The following is a 16,688-nucleotide window of genomic DNA, read 5'->3' as shown; positions in this document are numbered from 1 at the left end:
TTTTATTAACAGGGTTTAATACCACGAATGAAGCCTTCTATTGTTGCCAAACTGGAAGCGTTACAAGAGCGTCATGAAGAAGTTCAGGCGCTGCTCGGCGATGCCGGGGTTATAGCCGATCAGGATCGGTTTCGCGCCTTGTCGCGTGAATATGCACAGTTGACCGACGTTAGTGCTTGTTTTCTCAAATGGAGACAGGTGCAGGACAATCTCGCTGAAGCCGAGATGATGTTGGAAGATCCTGAAATGCGCGAGATGGCACAGGAAGAAATTAAACAGGCCAAAACAGATACCGAAGAGCTGGAACAACAGTTGCAGGTCTTGCTGTTACCGAAAGATCCCGATGATGAACGCGGCTGCTTCTTGGAAGTTCGTGCGGGAACGGGCGGTGATGAAGCGGCGATTTTCGCGGGTGATTTGTTCCGTATGTATAGCCGCTATGCGGAAACTCGCCGTTGGCGGGTAGAAGTGATGAGCGCCAACGAAGGTGAACATGGCGGTTATAAAGAAGTGATTGCCAAAGTTTCGGGCGACGGCGTGTACGGTCAACTGAAATTCGAATCTGGTGGTCATCGTGTACAGCGCGTACCGGAAACCGAATCACAAGGGCGTATTCATACTTCTGCCTGCACTGTGGCGGTGATGGCAGAAGTGCCAGAGGCGGAGTTGCCGGAGATTAACCCTGGCGATTTGAAAATTGACACCTTCCGCTCCTCCGGTGCAGGTGGTCAGCACGTTAACACCACCGACTCGGCAATTCGTATTACCCACTTGCCAACCGGTATTGTGGTGGAGTGTCAGGACGAACGTTCACAGCACAAAAACAAAGCCAAGGCGATGTCAGTATTGGGTGCGCGTATCCGTGCGGCGGAGATGGCGAAGCGTCATCAAGAAGAGGCTTCAACGCGTCGTAACCTGTTGGGTACCGGTGACCGTTCTGACCGTAATCGGACTTACAATTTCCCACAGGGGCGCGTGACCGACCACCGCATTAACCTGACGTTGTACCGTCTGGACGAAGTGATGGAAGGTAAACTGGATATGTTGATCCAGCCTATCGTGCAGGAATATCAGGCCGATCAACTGGCGGCGCTGTCCGCAGAGCCTGAGTGATGGATTATCAAGCCTGGCTGAAAACTGCGGTCATTCGTTTGGCGCAAAGTGAAAGTGCTAAACGAGATGCAGAAATCTTGCTAGGTTTCGTCACTGGTAAAGCCAGAACCTTCCTGTTGGCGTTTGGTGAGACCTTACTGACGCCGCAGGAAACGGCTCAACTTGAAGCGCTGTTGGTACGCCGTGAACGTGGCGAGCCAGTGGCTTATTTGGTCGGTGAGCGTGAGTTTTGGTCACTGCCGTTGTCGGTATCCCCTGCGACGTTGATCCCGCGCCCGGATACCGAATGTCTGGTGGAGTTGGCATTAACGCGCTTACCGACGCAGCCATGCCAGATCCTCGATCTCGGCACCGGCACGGGGGCGATTGCGTTGGCATTAGCCAGTGAACGCCCGGATTGTTCGGTGTTTGGTGTTGATTTGCAACCGGCCGCCGTTGAGCTTGCGCAGCACAATGCGCAGAAACTGGCGATCACCAATGTGCAATTTCTGCCAGGCAGTTGGTTTACGCCATTGGCAGAACAACAATTTGCGTTAATCGCCAGTAATCCCCCTTATATTGATGCGAACGATCCCCATCTGGCGCAAGGAGATGTCCGTTTTGAGCCAAGCAGTGCGTTAGTGGCCGAGCAGCAAGGGCTGGCGGATTTAGCGTTAATCGTTCAACAAGCATCGAACCATTTACAGCCGCAAGGGTGGTTGTTGTTAGAACATGGCTGGCAGCAAGGAGAAAGTGTGCGTAATCTACTGCTGGCCGCAGGGTTTAAATCGGTAGAAACTTGCCGTGATTATGGCGGTAACGATCGCGTGACGCTGGGGCAATGGCCTGAAAAATAGAATGGGCTTAATAATTAAGGAATAATATGGCCGCATATATGGCGTTAAAACACCTTCATTTATTGACGGTGGTTATCAGCATCAGTTTATTTATTTTACGTTTTATCTGGCAGTGGCGTGGTTCACCCATCATGCAGCAGCGCTGGGTAAAGATTACACCGCATATTAACGACACTATATTGTTCCTTAGCGGCATCGCCTTAGTCGTGATGTTTAAACTTTATCCGCTGTTAGGCATGGACTCATGGCTGACCGAAAAGTTATTTGGCGTTATTATCTACATCCTGCTGGGTTATGTTGCATTGGGCAAAAAGACCCGTAGCCAGCAGAAACGCACTCTGGCGTTCGTCTTGGCATTGGGGTGTTTGTATCTGATTATTAAACTTGCCACGACGAAAATACCGTTTCTGATGGGATACTTATGAGTAGCATTGCCGATTTTGAATTTAACACCTCACTATTGAGTGAGGGAGTGATCTTGGTATCGCAGGAAGTGCGCGGTGATTTTCCTACTGCTGAGGTAGAGCGCAAACTGCAACAACTGAGCGAAGAGGCGCGCGCCGCTGTGCCGCTCGATCTCAGCCAGGAAGAACAATTGGATGCACTTATTGAGTTGTTCTTCAAAACGTGGGGGTTCGGCGGTGCTAGTGGCGTTTATCGTTTATCCGATGTTATCTGGCTGGACCATGTACTGGAGGCTCGCCAAGGTACGCCGGTTTCACTGGGTACTATCTTCCTGCATATCGCCCATCAGTTGGATCTGCCGTTAATGCCGGTGATTTTCCCGACCCAATTAATTTTGCGTGCTGATTGGCTGGATGAAGAAATGTGGCTGATCAACCCGCTAAATGGCGAAACGCTCAACGAGCATACGCTGGAAGTATGGATCAAAGGTAATTTGGGGCAGGGTGCCGAACTGGAAGATGACGATCTGGATGAATCAGAAAACGTCATGGTGGTGCGTAAAATGTTAGATACGCTGAAAGCCGCGCTGATGGAAGAAAAACAGATGGAAATGGCGTTGCGTGCCAGCGAAACGGTACTGAGCTTTGACCCGGAAGATCCGTATGAAATCCGCGATCGCGGGCTGATTTACGCCCAATTGGATTGCAATCATATTGCCATTTCCGATCTCAATTATTTTATCGAGCAATGTCCTGAAGATCCGGTTAGTGAAATGCTCAAAGTACAGATCCACGCAATAGAACCGAAACAAGTGACATTGCATTAATGAATTCTGATTTAACATCAACAAAGGCGAAAGCATGAAACAGAAAGTGGTTAGCATTGGTGACATCAACGTAGCGAACGATCTGCCGTTTGTGCTGTTTGGCGGTATGAACGTGCTCGAGTCGCGCGATTTGGCGATGCGCATCTGCGAACACTACGTCACCGTGACGCAAAAACTGGGCATCCCTTACGTTTTCAAAGCCTCTTTTGATAAAGCCAACCGTTCTTCTATCCACTCCTATCGTGGGCCGGGTTTGGAAGAGGGGATGAAAATCTTCCAGGAAATCAAAAAAACCTTCGGTGTGAAAGTGATCACCGATGTGCATGAGGCTTCTCAGGCTCAACCGGTTTCCGAAGTGGTAGACGTGATTCAACTGCCTGCGTTCTTGGCACGCCAAACCGATCTGGTTGAAGCGATGGCGAAAACTGGCGCAGTTATCAACGTGAAAAAACCGCAGTTCGTGAGCCCAGGCCAGATGGGGAACATCGTCGATAAATTCAAAGAAGGCGGTAACGATCAAGTGATTCTGTGCGATCGTGGTAGCAACTTTGGTTATGACAACCTGGTGGTCGACATGCTGGGGATTAACGTCATGAAGAACGCGACTGGTGGTCATCCGGTCATCTTCGACGTGACCCATGCGTTGCAAACCCGCGATCCATTCGGTGCAGCTTCTGGCGGTCGTCGTGCCCAAGTCACTGAACTGGCGCGTGCTGGTATGGCGGTTGGTTTGGCAGGATTGTTTATCGAAGCGCACCCAGAACCCAACAGTGCCAAGTGTGACGGCCCATCAGCGTTGCCGTTGGACAAACTGGAGCCGTTCTTGATGCAGATGAAAGCGATCGACGATCTGGTGAAGAGCTTCCCAGAATTAGATACCAGCAAGTAATACCTGTTGTTTATCTAATCAAAAGGCTCGATTCGTCGAGCCTTTTGCTTTTATTGGTCCAGCGCGCTAAGTGCCTCTGGCAACGTCGAATAGAACTGTAGTTTCCCTTCGATGGGTTGGATGCGCGCTCGCGCCAAGGTTTTTAGCGGTTGGAATGGAATATCGGTGATTACCAATAATTTCCCGTCTGGCAGAGTATCAATGAAACGTTGCAAGGCGTGTAAACCACCGGCATCCAGTACTGGCACTGCATCCCATTGTAAAACCACCTGATTATAGTTTTCACTGCGTAGCAATAGCTCGTTGAAAATACGTTCGGCAGCGGCGAAGAACAACGGACCATTGACCCGTAACACCAAGCGGTTTTGCTCGCTACTGATTTCACTCAATCGCGTCATACGTGCAATTCGGCGCATAAACAGCAACGAAGCCAGCACGATACCGACGGTAATAGCGATAACCATATCAAACAGCACCGTCAACGACATGCAGAGTAACAGGACTATGATGTCGTCTTTTGGCGCGCTACGCAGTAAATAAACCACTTTGTGTGCTTCGCTCATGTTCCAAGCGACGATCAATAAGAGCGATGCCATCGCCGCTAATGGCAGATAGGAAAGCCACGGCGCTAATACCAACAACGCGAGTAAAACCAGTAGCGCATGAATAATGGATGAAATCGGCGAGGTTGCACCAGCACGTACGTTAGCGGCGGAACGGGCGATCGCGGCAGTGGCGGTAATGCCACCAAAGAACGGGGCGATAATATTCCCGGCACCCTGACCAATCAATTCGGCATTGGAGTTATGTTTTTTACCGGTCATTCCATCTAATACCACTGCGCATAACAGCGATTCGATCGCCCCTAACATCGCCATCGAAAAGGCGGCAGGCAGCAGAGCGGAAAGCGTTTGCCAATTTAGCGTGAACGGCTGACCGCCTGCGGCAGGCAAATTCCAAGGGAATATCCACTGTGGCAATATCGGTGGAATGCCTTGCCCCTGGCTGCCATCAGCTAATAGATAGCTGAAGCGAGAACCGATGGTCGCTACCTGATGGTCAAATAACGCCAAAATACCCATTACCGCGGTTCCTGCCAGTAATGCCGGTAAGTGACCGGGAATTCGTAACCCTAACTTAGGCCAAAGGATCAATACCAACAGGGTCACGGCACCAATCAACGTATCACCAAAATCCAACGTTGGTACGGCGTGTAAGAGGGCATAAACTTTACCGACATAATTTTCGGGTATCTCTGCTAAATGCAAACCAAAAAAATCCTTCACCTGCATGGTGGCGATGGTAATGGCAATACCAGAAGTAAAACCGAGTGTGACGGGCAATGGGATATATTCAATCAGCCGCCCAAAGCGCGCTAATCCCATTAATACCAAGAATACACCAGAAATTAGAGTGGCAATCAGTAATCCCGCGAGACCAAACTGCTGCGAAACCGGATACAGGATCACCACAAAGGCAGCGGTAGGGCCAGAAACGCTGTAGCGAGAACCGCCACTGACGGCAATTACGATCCCTGCAATTGCCGCGGTATACAGCCCATATTGTGGCGGCACGCCGCTGGCAATGGCCAAGGCCATTGCTAATGGGATGGCAATAATGCCCACGGTGATGCCAGCAATGGTATCTTTCAGGAAGCGTTGCAAGGAGTAAGGTTCCCGCCAACAGGCGTCGATCAGTGCGCTGAAAGGGCGAATACTGTTAATTTTGTGCGTTTTCATCGAAGGTGCAAACCAAATCTATAAAAGAAGACGGAATGGCGGGCCGGTTGAGGTCCGTCTCGAATAGCTGACTGATACCATACGCTGATTGAATTGGAGATACCTAGATATACATCAATATGATGAAAAAAATTTATGACTACAGTTTTACCTGGCGATAAAAATCACTGATGCCACGCCTCACAGGTGTTATTGCTATAACGAAAAAAGTAAAGTGTGATTTTTAAGTGTTAGTGGGTGTAATTGATGGTTGAGCTAGGGAAAGAGGTGAATTTAGAAAATAATACCTGAGAGAACGGAAGTGAATTACCTGGGTGATGGCTTCGTATGCACTTAACTAGAGTGCTTTTCAATCTGAACTCAATGCATGATGCAACTATCCTCTTTGGATAACGGAAAAATAAATAATTCGCTTATTATTGCGCAATGGGAGAACTGCGTTTATACAATATAGGTGAATTATTTTTATCAATTTTTGCATTATCTTGGCTAAAGTCTACGAGGTGGTGTCGTTATGAATTTACTGTCTGGTATTGGGCTTTTTTTCTATCTTCTTTCCTTACTTATTGTTTTAGTATTTTCTTTTATCTACTTACGCCGAACAGAGTTTATGCCATATCATCAAGTCGCGGCTGAGGTTGAATGGTCCAGTATTAACCGTGGGATGCAGTTGTTATTTTTAGCACTGATCAAGGTCGTCGGATTTGCTTGGTTAGCATGGGTATTAACCAGTGCACTGGCATTATCCTTGTTACTTTCAAGGTCATTCTCATTTTCATATTGGTTGCTGTTTCAAATAACCTTTCTTTTAGCCACACTTTCGCCTGTGGCAGTAGCTTCATATTTAAAGTTTAAAACAGGGGCGCCAACGCCGATATTGAGTGGTGCTCAAATGATCATTGAGTGAAAGTTATAACTGTCATTAATCATAAATAATCTCCCACGTTGTTTTAACAAGTAAAAAGAGTGGATATTAATAAATGTTAGGGTTGGTGACGTGTTACAAGGAACCCTACAGCAAGATTTAACTGTAGACCATTTTTTGAACAATTGTTGAGGTGGGAAATCAGTGGGGCAAATAGCAAAAAAGCCTGAACGCGAATTCAGGCTTTCTCTTAAAATATGGCGGTGAGAGAGGGCTTGACTCGCGTTGCTCGCCCTTCGGGCAGCCTGCGGCTGTCCAAAATGCTGGCGCATTTTGTCAAACCCTGTCGAGGATTCTCACCCCTCTCTATGGGGTATATAAAGCAAAAAAGCCTGAACGTGAATTCAGGCTTTCTCTTAAAATATGGCGGTGAGAGAGGGCTTGACTCGCGTTGCTCGCCCTTCGGGCAGCCTGCGGCTGTCCAAAATGCTGGCGCATTTTGTCAAACCCTGTCGAGGATTCTCACCCCTCTCTATGGGGTATGTAAAGCAAAAAAGCCTGAACGCGAATTCAGGCTTTCTCTTAAAATATGGCGGTGAGAGAGGGGTTCGAACCCTCGATACACTTACGCGTATACACACTTTCCAGGCGTGCTCCTTCAGCCACTCAGACACCTCACCGTTTTTGTCGTTGCGTGTTACCAGTGCAACGGGGCGCTACTATAGGGAGTCGCACCGATCCGGTCAAGTATATTTTCTTTGTTTCTTATCGGACGGTTAAGCTCTGCTCGCTTTGGTGTAAGGTTAGGCAAATACGGGGTGCAAATAGCAAAAAAGCCTGAACGTGAGTCCAGGCTTTCTCTTTGAATATGGCGGTGAGGGAGGGCTTGACTCGCGTTGCTCGCCCTTCGGGCAGCCTGCGGCTGTCCAAAATGCTGGCGCATTTTGTCAAACCCTGTCGAGGGTTCTCACCCCTCCCTGATCGGGGTGCAGATAGCAAAAAAGCCTGAACGTGAGTCCAGACTTTCTCTTTGAATATGGCGGTGAGGGAGGGCTTGACTCGCGTTGCTCGCCCTTCGGGCAGCCTGCGGCTGTCCAAAATGCTGGCGCATTTTGTCAAACCCTGTCGAGGGTTCTCACCCCTCCCTGATTGGGGTGCAGATAGCAAAAAAGCCTGAACGTGAGTCCAGGCTTTCTCTTTGAATATGGCGGTGAGGGAGGGCTTGACTCGCGTTGCTCGCCCTTCGGGCAGCCTGCGGCTGTCCAAAATGCTGGCGCATTTTGTCAAACCCTGTCGAGGGTTCTCACCCCTCCCTGATCGGGGTGCAGATAGCAAAAAAGCCTGAACGTGAGTCCAGACTTTCTCTTTGAATATGGCGGTGAGGGAGGGGTTCGAACCCTCGATACACTTACGCGTATACACACTTTCCAGGCGTGCTCCTTCAGCCACTCAGACACCTCACCATATTGTCATCAACGGCGCCGTGCGCAGTCAACGGGCGCTAATGTAGGAGAATCTGATCTCAGCGTCAACATTCTTATTATCACTCTGAGAGCGTTTAGCTAAAGTTACAGCAATTTGCTGATTTGCCGAACGATAACCTACTATTTATTCTCCAATCTACCCAGCAATGACCCGCAAAATTTAATGCGAAAAAGGCTCTTTGGGTTAACCAGTTACCTTCAGCTCAATATACCAGCAATCTATCAACACTTAATGCGGTTATATGCATTAATACTGGATTATTAGTCAAGTGTGTCGCTAAATAAAGTGGTGCTGGCATGCTGTCTGTGGACTACAGCGATGAACCATAGCGCTAATGAACAGCACGGGCAGGGATTAATTCTATTAAATAATAATGCAGTAGAGGTTTGCTTTGACTTTATCGGCTCCCCCATCGTCAGAACAACAGCAGCACAGTATCCCGACAGGAGCAGGTGCGCTGTTTTTCATCCAAATCTTCGCCACACTCGGTTTTGCCGTGCTGTATTCCACCTTGGTGCTATATGCCACCAAACGCTTAGGATTTAGCGAAACTAACGCTAACGCTATGATGGGGGTGTTTGGTGCCTTCAACTATGGATTGCATATGTTTGGTGGCTATCTCGGCGGACGTTTTCTCAGTAACCGAAACTTGTTTGTGTTGGGAATGGTATTGCAAGTTATTGGCTGTGCTTTGATTGCCGTCGCCGGGGTTTGGGGGCTGTATTGGGGCTTGGCGATGTTCCTCACCGGTAGTGGCCTGAACGTGACCTGCATCAATATGATGCTGACTCAACGCTATAAACCGGATGATGATCGTCGTGAGTCTGCCTTCTTATGGAATTACGCCGGTATGAATCTGGGGTTCTTCGTCGGTTTTACCGTTGCCGGTTACTTCCAATTGACAGAAAACTATCGCGCGTTATTCCTGTTTGCCACTTTAGGTAATGTTGCAGCGATCGTTGTCGCGCTGAGCCGTTGGCGTATTCTGGCCGATATTAACACGCCTTTACATGATGCTACGCGTGGACAGTATCGCTGGCGTATGTTGGTCGGATTGGCGGTGTTGGTGGTTTTGGTACCGATTATCCGCGTGATGCTGACCCATGCTGAGTTCAGTGGGCACTTTGTGATTGGACTTGGCATCCTGATTTTCCTACTGCTTTGTGTCGTCACTTTGCGTCATCATCCGCGTGATGAGCGTCGCCGTATGCTGGCTTACCTGATTCTGGCTGTTGGCTCGTTGGTATTCTGGGCACTGTACCAGTTGGCACCAATGGGACTAATGTTGTTCTCTGAACACAATATCAACCTGAATGTTTATGGTATTCAAGTCGCACCTCAATGGATTCAGAACATCAACACATTAGTGATTGTTGTCGGAGGACCATTGATGGCGTTATGGTTCAACCGCCTGCGTCAGCGTGGTTGGAACATCGATATTCCGTTGCAATTTTCTGGCTCATTATTCTGTATGGGGCTGGGTATGTTAGTGCTGCCGGTAGGGATCAGTTTGGCGGGCGGCGATGGGTTGGTGGCGTTCAAATGGATTGTGATTAGCTATATCTTACAAAGCCTTGGCGAATTGATGATCTCGCCAATTGGCTACGCGATGATTGGTAAATTGGCTCCAGCACGTTATCAAGGGGTGATGATGGGTTGTTGGATGATGGTGACGGGTGTGGCTTCGGTGCTGGCGGGTTATGTTTCCGGTTTAATGCCAGCAAACAGCGGTAGCACACCAGTATTGACCAATCCGGGATACAGTCAGATCTTTAACACCTTAGGTTGGGGGGCTGCGGGGGTTGGCGTGGTGTTGCTGATTTTGATCCCGTTGTTGCGTCGCTTGATTCGGCGCGATGAGCCAGGGTTGGCCTGAGTCTTTAATTAATAGGTTATAAGTTTCGGTCGCTTAAATTTGGTTTGTTCCGTGTCATGCGGATGACTGCGACCGAGTTGGGGGCTCAAGAGCCAGCCCCACCCCCCGGCCCTTGCTACTTCAGGCGGTTGCTGGCGCAACTTCAATTACTCGTCCGAACCCTAGGACTCGCTCCTACGGGGCCGCCGCAAGCGGCGTTCAAATTTGCTCCCGGCAAATTTGTCACTACGGCACTGCGCATCACGGCCGGCTACGATATACGTCCATGTATAACTCGCCTAAACGCGCCCTCCATGGCGCATTTGCCTATGCTCCGTTTCTCCGTTTGGCGCCTTCAATGGCGTCAACACCAGTGCTCCACTCAGCAATTGTTTTTAAAATGGTGAGATTACTCGGTGGTTGATGGTTTGTGTTTTGACGTTAAGCGGATCATGGCTTGCCGAACACTGCTCGTTTGCGGCAATTCCAATTATATCGAGCTGGAAAATCGCAAAAATATTTAATTTGCAAGCTAACTAATTACTTGCATTATGTGGCAAATCAAGGAAGTCTGTTATCCATCGCAATCGGAGGCAACGAATCATGGAAATCATTTTTTATCATCCGTTCTTTAATCCTCAGGAATGGTTAGCGGGGATTGCCCAACGCTTGCCACAGGCCAATATTCGCGAGTGGCAGCCGGGGGACGATCGGCCGGCCGATTATGCCTTGGTTTGGCGGCCACCGTTTGCCATGTTGGCTAATCGCCAAGATCTGAAAGGGGTGTTTGCGTTAGGGGCGGGTGTGGACGCCATTCTAGAACAAGAGCGTCTAAACCCAGGCACATTACCCGCTGGCGTGCCATTGGTACGACTAGAAGATACCGGTATGGGGCAACAGATGCAGGAGTACGCGCTGGCTTATGTGCTGCGTTACTTCCGTCGTTTTGATGAATACGATCTCCAACAGCAACAACAAAACTGGCTGCCGCTAGACCCTCATGTTAGCGATAATTTCACCATCGGTATTTTAGGTGCAGGTGTATTAGGTAAAAGCGTAGCGGAAAAACTGGTGGAATTTGGTTTCAACGTCCGTTGCTGGAGTCGAAGCGCTAAACAGATCGAAGGCGTGACCAGTTTTGCGGGAAATGCTCAGCTCCCTGCGTTTCTTGATGGCTCGCGGCTGTTGATCAATCTGTTGCCGAATACGCCAGAAACCGTGGGTATTCTTAATGAAAAATTGTTCCAGCAACTGGTTCCGAGAGCGTATTTAATTAATTTTGCTCGTGGTGCACATTTGGTAGAAAACGATCTGGTGCGAGCTTTAGATCAAGGGCAAATCGCAGCAGCGACGCTGGATGTCTTCGTTACTGAGCCATTGCCGCAAGATCATCCGTTCTGGCGTCATCCGCGTGTCACTATTACCCCGCATATTGCGGCTATTACTCTGCCGCAGCAGGCGATGGATCAGATCGTTGCCAATATCTTGAAAGTTGAAGTTGGGCAGGTACCGCTCGGCGTGGTGGATATGCAGCGAGGCTACTGATCTTGTAGCGCTGCTGCTATGCTAAATGAAGAGAAAGTCTGCGCCCGACGTTCAATGGTGGGCGGAAAAACAAGGAGAAGTAATGTACCCCGTTGACTTGCATATGCATACCGTCGCCAGTACCCACGCTTACAGTACTCTGCATGACTACATTGCCGAAGCTCAGAAAAAAGGCATCAAACTTTTCGCCATCACCGACCACGGGCCTGACATGGTCGATGCGCCGCACTATTGGCACTTTATGAATATGCACGTGTGGCCACGTATCGTTGAGGGGGTGGGGATCTTGCGCGGTATTGAAGCAAACATCAAAAATCTAGCGGGAGACATCGATTGTACTGGCCCGATGCTGGATAAAATCGATCTAATTATTGCTGGCTTCCATGAGCCGGTGTTTGCTCCGCAAGATAAGGCTGCTAACACCCAAGCGATGATTGCCGCGATGGCGCAGGGTGATGTACATATCATCAGTCATCCGGGGAACCCTAAGTATCCGATTGATATTGAAGCCGTCGCCGCTGCTGCCGCGCAATACAATGTGGCGTTGGAATTGAATAACTCATCATTTACCCATTCGCGTAAAGGCAGCGAGGCTAATTGTCGGGCGATTGCCGCCGCAGTACGTGATGCTGGGGGCTGGTTGGCATTGGGCTCTGATTCTCATGTTGCTTTTGCCTTGGGTAATTTCGAACATTGCGAACGTATTATTGGCGAGGTGGATTTCCCACAGGATCGTATCCTGAACGTCAGCCCGCGCCGTTTGCTTGATTTTCTTGAGCAGCGCGGCAAACCCGCGATTGCGGAACTGGCCAGTTTGTGACATCGTCACGCAAAATTTTCCGCGTGTTATAAGGTTTTATGATGAACGAGTTTTCTATTGTTTGCCGCGTGTTGGGGTCGTTATTTTATCGCCAACCGCAAGATGCGTTGCTGGTACCGTTGTTTGGCCTGATTAAAGCGGGCAAACTGCAGCAGCATTGGCCGTTAGAGCAAGACGATTTGTTGAAGCGCTTGCAGCAGAGTTGTGAACCGAGCCAGTTGGCGGCAGAGTTCAACCGGTTATTTGTTGGCAGCGAGTGCAGTGTTTCTCCATTCCGCTCTGCCTATGTTGAAGGTAGCAGTGAAGCCGAAGTGCGTGCCTTCTTGCAACAACGCGGCATGCCTCAAGGTGAAACCCCAGCAGACCACTTTGGTTTATTACTGTTAGCCGCCTCTTGGTTGGAAGATCAATCGCAGGAAGATGAAGTTCAGGCGCAAATCACTCTGTTTGATGAGTTTCTATTGCCGTGGTGCGGTAAATTTTTGGGGAAAGTCGAAGCTCATACGACCAGCGCTTTCTATCGTACCTTGGCGGAATTGACGCGTGATGCGGTGCAGGCCATGTGGGATGAGTTGGCGGAAGATGAGCAAAGCGCTGATTCGGGCGAAGAAGAGTAAATAATTTTGGGCGCAGTGCATGCTACTCTGCGCCCATCATCAAATCAGTCAGTAAACGGGATCACCAATTCACCCGGTTTCACTTCCAATCCTTTCGCCATTTTCTTCGCCATTGCTTCGGTTTTGCTGTTGTCTGGGTTCAACACGTAAGCGGGTTTTTGATCGAAATAAGCTTTCAGCGATTGGTTCAAATAAGGTGTTAATGCCTTCATCACCGTATCCATTTTCTCTGGCTGCACTTTATAGTCAGTCAGTTCCATATCCTTCAGGAAAATCGCACCTTTTTCACGGTCGTAGACCGGTTGTGCTTTTAGCGTTAGTTGCAAATCAGCGGCCTGTGGCCCGAGGATCGAAGTGATATTCACTTTTGCATTGCCTGACAACGTCACTTTGCCCGGCTCGCTGCGGCCAATTTGGCTCTGTAATTGTGTCAGGACGATATTGGCATCCACCAATCCCGGAACGCCAATCTGTTTCTGGAAATCATTATGTTTTTGCAGGTAATTATTCACTTCCTGCTCGCTGAGAGTGTATTGGGTGAGCTGATTACAACCCGCAATCACAACGGTAAATACCAGCGCGGCGGCGCCCAGCAAAATCTTTTTCATACGATCCTCTTAAAACTGCTAATGACATGACGCAGATGATAACTTATTTAAAGTATGACGCGGGGAAGAAAAACGAATGATGCAGAAAAAACAGGGGATTACCTATCAGATAACACTGAAACTGCTGCCGTGCTGACAGCAGTTCCTGAAAGTATTATCTTTCCAGAGCGGATAATAATGGAATGTCACTGCGTTTTGACATCCGCTCGCGATAGGCTGCTACTTTTTCCGGCAACTCCACTCCAGCAACGATCGACAATGAACGTAGCAGCGGGAATAAATGAATATCATCTTCGGACAGCGTACCGTTAACCGCTTCTGGTGAAACAATCAGGCTATCCAGAACCTTCAAATCTTCTTCCAATCGGTTAATCAGCTCGGCGCTGTTATCCAAAAGGTCTTTGAAATTTCTGCTGGTAGACTGTTTTTTATCGCTGAAGTACTTACGCGCACTTTCGGTGGCAAACTCTTCAAAATTGGCTTCGGCAAAGCGGGGTAACAGCAGCTTGTCGCTGTAATCGGTCACCTTGTGTAGCCAGTTACTGATCTCTCGTTTAGTCTCACCCGTCAGTACCAGATTGCCATCAAACTGATCGACATAATGCACAATGTCCATACTTTCAGGTAGATAGCTGCCGTCGTCTTTTTGCAGGATCGGCGCCATTTTTTTGCCGATCATACTGATTGGTGTTGCTTCGTCGTCGCTGAGTAATGTCACTAAGCGAACAGGTAGGTTTTTCAAGCCAAAAATCATGCGGGCTTTTACGCAGTATGGGCAATGATCGTAAATAAACAGTTTCATGTAGGCTCCCAATTGTCAGCTTCACATCGCAATACTAACCGTAACGCCAATGAGCTGTCGTGGAATGATACAATATAACGATGCATTAATGCGATGTAACCCACATAAATCGGTGGGTTAATGCTGATTGCTTTTTGGGCTGGCTTTATGACAATTTAGCCGTTGCCGGCGCGGTACGTGGGTTGAATTGCCAGTGCAACGCGAACAGTGTAATAAAGCCAACAATACCGAGTAACAACCACGGCAGTTCCGGCATCGCCAAAGCGCGCCCGGTGTCATACATCCAACCGCCGCCTGTGTAACCCAGAGCGCCTCCCAACGCTAAACCTAAACGGCTAAAGCCCATATAACTACCGCGAGCACGAGGATCGGCCAGCGACGCGCTGAGCGTTTCACGCGCCGGTTCGGCAATGATTGAACCCAGATAGAAACAGAAAATCATCGCAAACAATACATGCAGATTACTCGCTAAGCCGACGGGCATCAGACTGACTGTCATCAGTAAAAGACCGGCCATTAAACGCTGTTCCAGACGGAAGCGTTTTTCACTCCAGCGCGCCAGTGGGTAAAGCAGAGACAGAGAAAGCGCCGCCTCAATGGCGTACATCCACTTCACTGGCGTCGCTGAACCGGCAACTTCATTCACGATGATGGGCAACATCAACATGACTTGCACCGCCAGCATGTAGTAGCCGGTTAGGGTCAACACATACATCAGGAAACGACGATCGCGCAGAACACGCATCATGCCTTCGCGCATGGGGGCGCGAACGGTGGAGATACGGTAAGCGGGTAGCAACCAAGCGTTCCACGCGGCGGCGAGGACAAAGATGGATGCGCCAGTCCAGCAAACGAAATGGAAATCGTATTGTAGTAACCAACTGCCAATTAACGCACCGATTACCGCCCCTGCGCTGTCTTGCATCATCAATATTGAGATAAAACGGCCGCGTTCATGGGGACGAGTCAGTTTGATGATCAGTGCCGCCCGTGGCGGATCGAATAATGTGCCTCCCAGCGCCGACAAAATGCAGGAGCCCCATAGCATCCACGGTTCCGTCGCCATCGCCATGGTGGCAAAGCCGGCCGCACGCATCAGCATCCCGATGACTATCATCGGTTTGGCACCAAACCGGTCGGCAATCGCGCCGCCAAAAATACCTAGCCCTTGTTGTACTAATTGACGCAAGCCTAAGGCAATACCGACGGCAACGGCCGCCCAACCGAGTTGATCGACAAAGCGAATCGAAATCAGTGGAAAGACGACAAAAAAGCCTAAAACCACCAGCAGGTTATCAAGCAATAGAAAATATTTACCCAAGCTCCGAGCTTGCGATACCAGAGACATGCTTCACCACAGGAAAATAAAAGGAGGAAAAAAGCGACTCGTTCATATTGCGCCCAAAAAACCTTTGCCAATAGGGGGCAGGTAGATAATATTTTTTTATCGTCAAAGCGTTACTTGCGCAGCAAAATCGCATGAAAAACGCATTAATTGGTTTAAGCGGTTATTTACTGAGCTTTGGCGATTTTACCTGTAAGGCAGGCTACGGTTATATTAGCGGTGGCTGTTGCGGTTTTACGCGGGGTGTTGGACATTAACTACCCGGCCAATAATTCCGGCAGAGCTATTATTTTTATGCTCACCCATAAATACTTCTTATCGAGCCGGATTGACCTCGGGGGAAATGATGTTTGGTTATCGCTCTGCAGCACCGAAAGTTCGCCTGACGACCGACCGAATGGTGGTTCGTTTGGTGTACGAGCGGGACGCTTATCGTCTGGCTGATTATTACTCTGCAAACCGATTGTTCCTCAAGCCTTGGGAACCGATACGGGATGAAAGCCACTGTTATCCTTCCGGTTGGCAGGCGCGCTTAAGCATGATTGATGACATGCAAAAGCAGGGCAGTGCCTATTACTTTATTTTGCTTGATCCTGAAGAGCAGGAAGTGCGCGGCGTCGCTAATTTTAGCAATGTGTTACGCGGTTCCTTTTTTGCCTGCTACCTCGGCTATTCGCTGGGGGAAAAATGGCAAGGCCAAGGGCTGATGTATGAAGCCTTGCAAGCCACCATTCGCTATATGCAACGCCAACAACGTATGCACCGCATCATGGCTAACTATATGCCGCATAACCAGCGCAGCGGTGCGTTGTTGACTCGTCTGGGTTTTGAACGTGAAGGCTACGCCAAAGATTATCTGTTGATCGACGGGCAGTGGCAGGATCACGTACTGACTGCATTGACCAATAAAGAGTGGCTACCGCCACGCTGAGGCTAAA

General features: G+C 49.2%; 15 protein-coding genes, 2 tRNA genes and 5 other RNA genes. 11 read left to right on the top strand and 11 right to left on the bottom strand.

The annotated features are described in order from the left end of the window. Positions 1-27 precede the first annotated feature (27 nt). Genes prfA through kdsA form a run of 5 tightly spaced genes read left to right on the top strand, consistent with a single transcriptional unit; the run spans position 28 to position 4,069 of the window. Complete coding sequence (gene prfA / locus AC3ISQ_RS12465; RefSeq protein ID WP_489346893.1) at positions 28-1,113, top strand: peptide chain release factor 1; 1,086 nt, start codon at positions 28-30, stop codon at positions 1,111-1,113. After that, the gene (prmC, locus tag AC3ISQ_RS12460; RefSeq protein WP_489346891.1) at positions 1,113-1,949 is read left to right on the top strand and encodes a peptide chain release factor N(5)-glutamine methyltransferase; all 837 of its coding nucleotides are present in this window, start codon (positions 1,113-1,115) and stop codon (positions 1,947-1,949) included. The genes prfA and prmC overlap by 1 nt, the downstream gene beginning before the upstream one ends. Positions 1,950-1,975: 26 nt before the next feature. After that, positions 1,976-2,374, top strand: coding sequence for a SirB2 family protein (locus tag AC3ISQ_RS12455; RefSeq protein WP_489346889.1), 399 nt, complete (start codon positions 1,976-1,978; stop codon positions 2,372-2,374). After that, the gene (gene sirB1 / locus AC3ISQ_RS12450; protein WP_489346887.1) at positions 2,371-3,180 is read left to right on the top strand and encodes an invasion regulator SirB1; all 810 of its coding nucleotides are present in this window, start codon (positions 2,371-2,373) and stop codon (positions 3,178-3,180) included. The genes AC3ISQ_RS12455 and sirB1 overlap by 4 nt, the downstream gene beginning before the upstream one ends. Before the next feature lie 34 nt (positions 3,181-3,214). Then, on the top strand, positions 3,215-4,069 hold the full coding sequence (kdsA, locus tag AC3ISQ_RS12445; protein WP_489346885.1) for a 3-deoxy-8-phosphooctulonate synthase: 855 nt from the start codon (positions 3,215-3,217) through the stop codon (positions 4,067-4,069). A 50-nt stretch (positions 4,070-4,119) separates the two neighbouring features. Here the strand turns inward: kdsA and dauA are convergent, their stop codons facing one another. After that, positions 4,120-5,808 carry a C4-dicarboxylic acid transporter DauA gene (gene dauA / locus AC3ISQ_RS12440; RefSeq protein WP_489346883.1) on the bottom strand — a complete coding sequence of 563 codons (1,689 nt, stop codon included), beginning with the start codon at positions 5,806-5,808 and terminating at the stop codon, positions 4,120-4,122. 514 nt (positions 5,809-6,322) lie between these two features. Between dauA and AC3ISQ_RS12435 the strand changes: the two genes are divergently transcribed. Next, positions 6,323-6,715, top strand: a complete 393-nt coding sequence (locus tag AC3ISQ_RS12435) for a hypothetical protein (RefSeq protein ID WP_489346881.1) — start codon at positions 6,323-6,325, stop codon at positions 6,713-6,715. Between the two features lie 216 nt (positions 6,716-6,931). Here the strand turns inward: AC3ISQ_RS12435 and AC3ISQ_RS12430 are convergent. From AC3ISQ_RS12430 to AC3ISQ_RS12400, 7 genes are all read right to left on the bottom strand, one after another. Further along, positions 6,932-7,054, bottom strand: a non-coding RNA gene (locus AC3ISQ_RS12430) — RtT sRNA. Between the two features lie 43 nt (positions 7,055-7,097). After that, a non-coding RNA gene (locus tag AC3ISQ_RS12425) (RtT sRNA) lies at positions 7,098-7,220 on the bottom strand. A 43-nt stretch (positions 7,221-7,263) separates the two neighbouring features. Next, positions 7,264-7,353: transfer RNA gene (locus AC3ISQ_RS12420), tRNA-Ser, on the bottom strand. A 189-nt stretch (positions 7,354-7,542) separates the two neighbouring features. Then, positions 7,543-7,665, bottom strand: a non-coding RNA gene (locus AC3ISQ_RS12415) — RtT sRNA. Between the two features lie 45 nt (positions 7,666-7,710). Beyond that, a non-coding RNA gene (locus AC3ISQ_RS12410) (RtT sRNA) lies at positions 7,711-7,833 on the bottom strand. 45 nt (positions 7,834-7,878) lie between these two features. After that, positions 7,879-8,001: non-coding RNA, RtT sRNA (locus tag AC3ISQ_RS12405), on the bottom strand. Positions 8,002-8,046: 45 nt separating this feature from the next. Continuing rightward, a tRNA-Ser gene (locus AC3ISQ_RS12400) sits at positions 8,047-8,136 on the bottom strand. A 413-nt stretch (positions 8,137-8,549) separates the two neighbouring features. Between AC3ISQ_RS12400 and AC3ISQ_RS12395 the strand changes: the two genes are divergently transcribed. The 4 genes from AC3ISQ_RS12395 (at position 8,550) to AC3ISQ_RS12380 (ending at position 12,995) form a co-directional block, all read left to right on the top strand. Then, positions 8,550-10,034 (top strand): peptide MFS transporter, encoded by a 1,485-nt coding sequence (locus tag AC3ISQ_RS12395; RefSeq protein ID WP_489346879.1) that lies wholly within the window; start codon positions 8,550-8,552, stop codon positions 10,032-10,034. A gap of 582 nt (positions 10,035-10,616) precedes the next feature. Continuing rightward, positions 10,617-11,558 (top strand): glyoxylate/hydroxypyruvate reductase GhrA, encoded by a 942-nt coding sequence (gene ghrA, locus AC3ISQ_RS12390; protein WP_489346877.1) that lies wholly within the window; start codon positions 10,617-10,619, stop codon positions 11,556-11,558. Positions 11,559-11,640: 82 nt separating this feature from the next. After that, a complete protein-coding gene (locus tag AC3ISQ_RS12385) occupies positions 11,641-12,378 on the top strand; it encodes a phosphatase (protein ID WP_489346875.1) in 738 nt (245 codons plus the stop codon). Positions 12,379-12,419: 41 nt separating this feature from the next. Further along, positions 12,420-12,995: a TorD/DmsD family molecular chaperone gene (locus AC3ISQ_RS12380; RefSeq protein WP_489353263.1), complete on the top strand. Its 576-nt coding sequence runs from the start codon at positions 12,420-12,422 to the stop codon at positions 12,993-12,995. 44 nt (positions 12,996-13,039) lie between these two features. Here AC3ISQ_RS12380 and AC3ISQ_RS12375 read toward each other — a convergent pair whose 3' ends face one another. The 3 genes from AC3ISQ_RS12375 to mdtH all read right to left on the bottom strand — a co-directional run bounded on the left by AC3ISQ_RS12375 (position 13,040) and on the right by mdtH (position 15,753). Next, complete coding sequence (locus tag AC3ISQ_RS12375) at positions 13,040-13,603, bottom strand: lipoprotein (protein ID WP_489346874.1); 564 nt, start codon at positions 13,601-13,603, stop codon at positions 13,040-13,042. Positions 13,604-13,757: 154 nt separating this feature from the next. Next, entirely contained in the window at positions 13,758-14,405 is a 648-nt protein-coding gene (gene grxB / locus AC3ISQ_RS12370; RefSeq protein ID WP_489346872.1) for a glutaredoxin 2, read from the bottom strand. A gap of 145 nt (positions 14,406-14,550) precedes the next feature. Continuing rightward, a complete protein-coding gene (mdtH, locus tag AC3ISQ_RS12365) occupies positions 14,551-15,753 on the bottom strand; it encodes a multidrug efflux MFS transporter MdtH (RefSeq protein ID WP_489346870.1) in 1,203 nt (400 codons plus the stop codon). A 343-nt stretch (positions 15,754-16,096) separates the two neighbouring features. On the opposite strand from mdtH, the gene rimJ reads away from it, so the two are divergent. After that, positions 16,097-16,681 (top strand): ribosomal protein S5-alanine N-acetyltransferase, encoded by a 585-nt coding sequence (gene rimJ / locus AC3ISQ_RS12360; protein WP_489353262.1) that lies wholly within the window; start codon positions 16,097-16,099, stop codon positions 16,679-16,681. Positions 16,682-16,688 lie beyond the last annotated feature (7 nt).

It is taken from the genome of Serratia sp. KH_031 (assembly GCF_057839655.1).
This window is presented reverse-complemented; position numbering and strand designations above follow the sequence as displayed.

Excerpts from the sequence above, each read along its gene's own strand:
- prfA (WP_489346893.1), top strand. The coding sequence starts at position 28 with ATGAAGCCTTCTATTGTTGCCAAACTGGAAGCGTTACAAGAGCGTCAT.
- prmC (WP_489346891.1), top strand. The coding sequence starts at position 1,113 with ATGGATTATCAAGCCTGGCTGAAAACTGCGGTCATTCGTTTGGCGCAA.
- AC3ISQ_RS12455 (WP_489346889.1), top strand. The coding sequence starts at position 1,976 with ATGGCCGCATATATGGCGTTAAAACACCTTCATTTATTGACGGTGGTT.
- sirB1 (WP_489346887.1), top strand. The coding sequence starts at position 2,371 with ATGAGTAGCATTGCCGATTTTGAATTTAACACCTCACTATTGAGTGAG.
- kdsA (WP_489346885.1), top strand. The coding sequence starts at position 3,215 with ATGAAACAGAAAGTGGTTAGCATTGGTGACATCAACGTAGCGAACGAT.
- dauA (WP_489346883.1), bottom strand. The coding sequence starts at position 5,808 with ATGAAAACGCACAAAATTAACAGTATTCGCCCTTTCAGCGCACTGATC.
- AC3ISQ_RS12435 (WP_489346881.1), top strand. The coding sequence starts at position 6,323 with ATGAATTTACTGTCTGGTATTGGGCTTTTTTTCTATCTTCTTTCCTTA.
- ghrA (WP_489346877.1), top strand. The coding sequence starts at position 10,617 with ATGGAAATCATTTTTTATCATCCGTTCTTTAATCCTCAGGAATGGTTA.
- AC3ISQ_RS12385 (WP_489346875.1), top strand. The coding sequence starts at position 11,641 with ATGTACCCCGTTGACTTGCATATGCATACCGTCGCCAGTACCCACGCT.
- AC3ISQ_RS12380 (WP_489353263.1), top strand. The coding sequence starts at position 12,420 with ATGAACGAGTTTTCTATTGTTTGCCGCGTGTTGGGGTCGTTATTTTAT.
- AC3ISQ_RS12375 (WP_489346874.1), bottom strand. The coding sequence starts at position 13,603 with ATGAAAAAGATTTTGCTGGGCGCCGCCGCGCTGGTATTTACCGTTGTG.
- grxB (WP_489346872.1), bottom strand. The coding sequence starts at position 14,405 with ATGAAACTGTTTATTTACGATCATTGCCCATACTGCGTAAAAGCCCGC.
- mdtH (WP_489346870.1), bottom strand. The coding sequence starts at position 15,753 with ATGTCTCTGGTATCGCAAGCTCGGAGCTTGGGTAAATATTTTCTATTG.
- rimJ (WP_489353262.1), top strand. The coding sequence starts at position 16,097 with ATGTTTGGTTATCGCTCTGCAGCACCGAAAGTTCGCCTGACGACCGAC.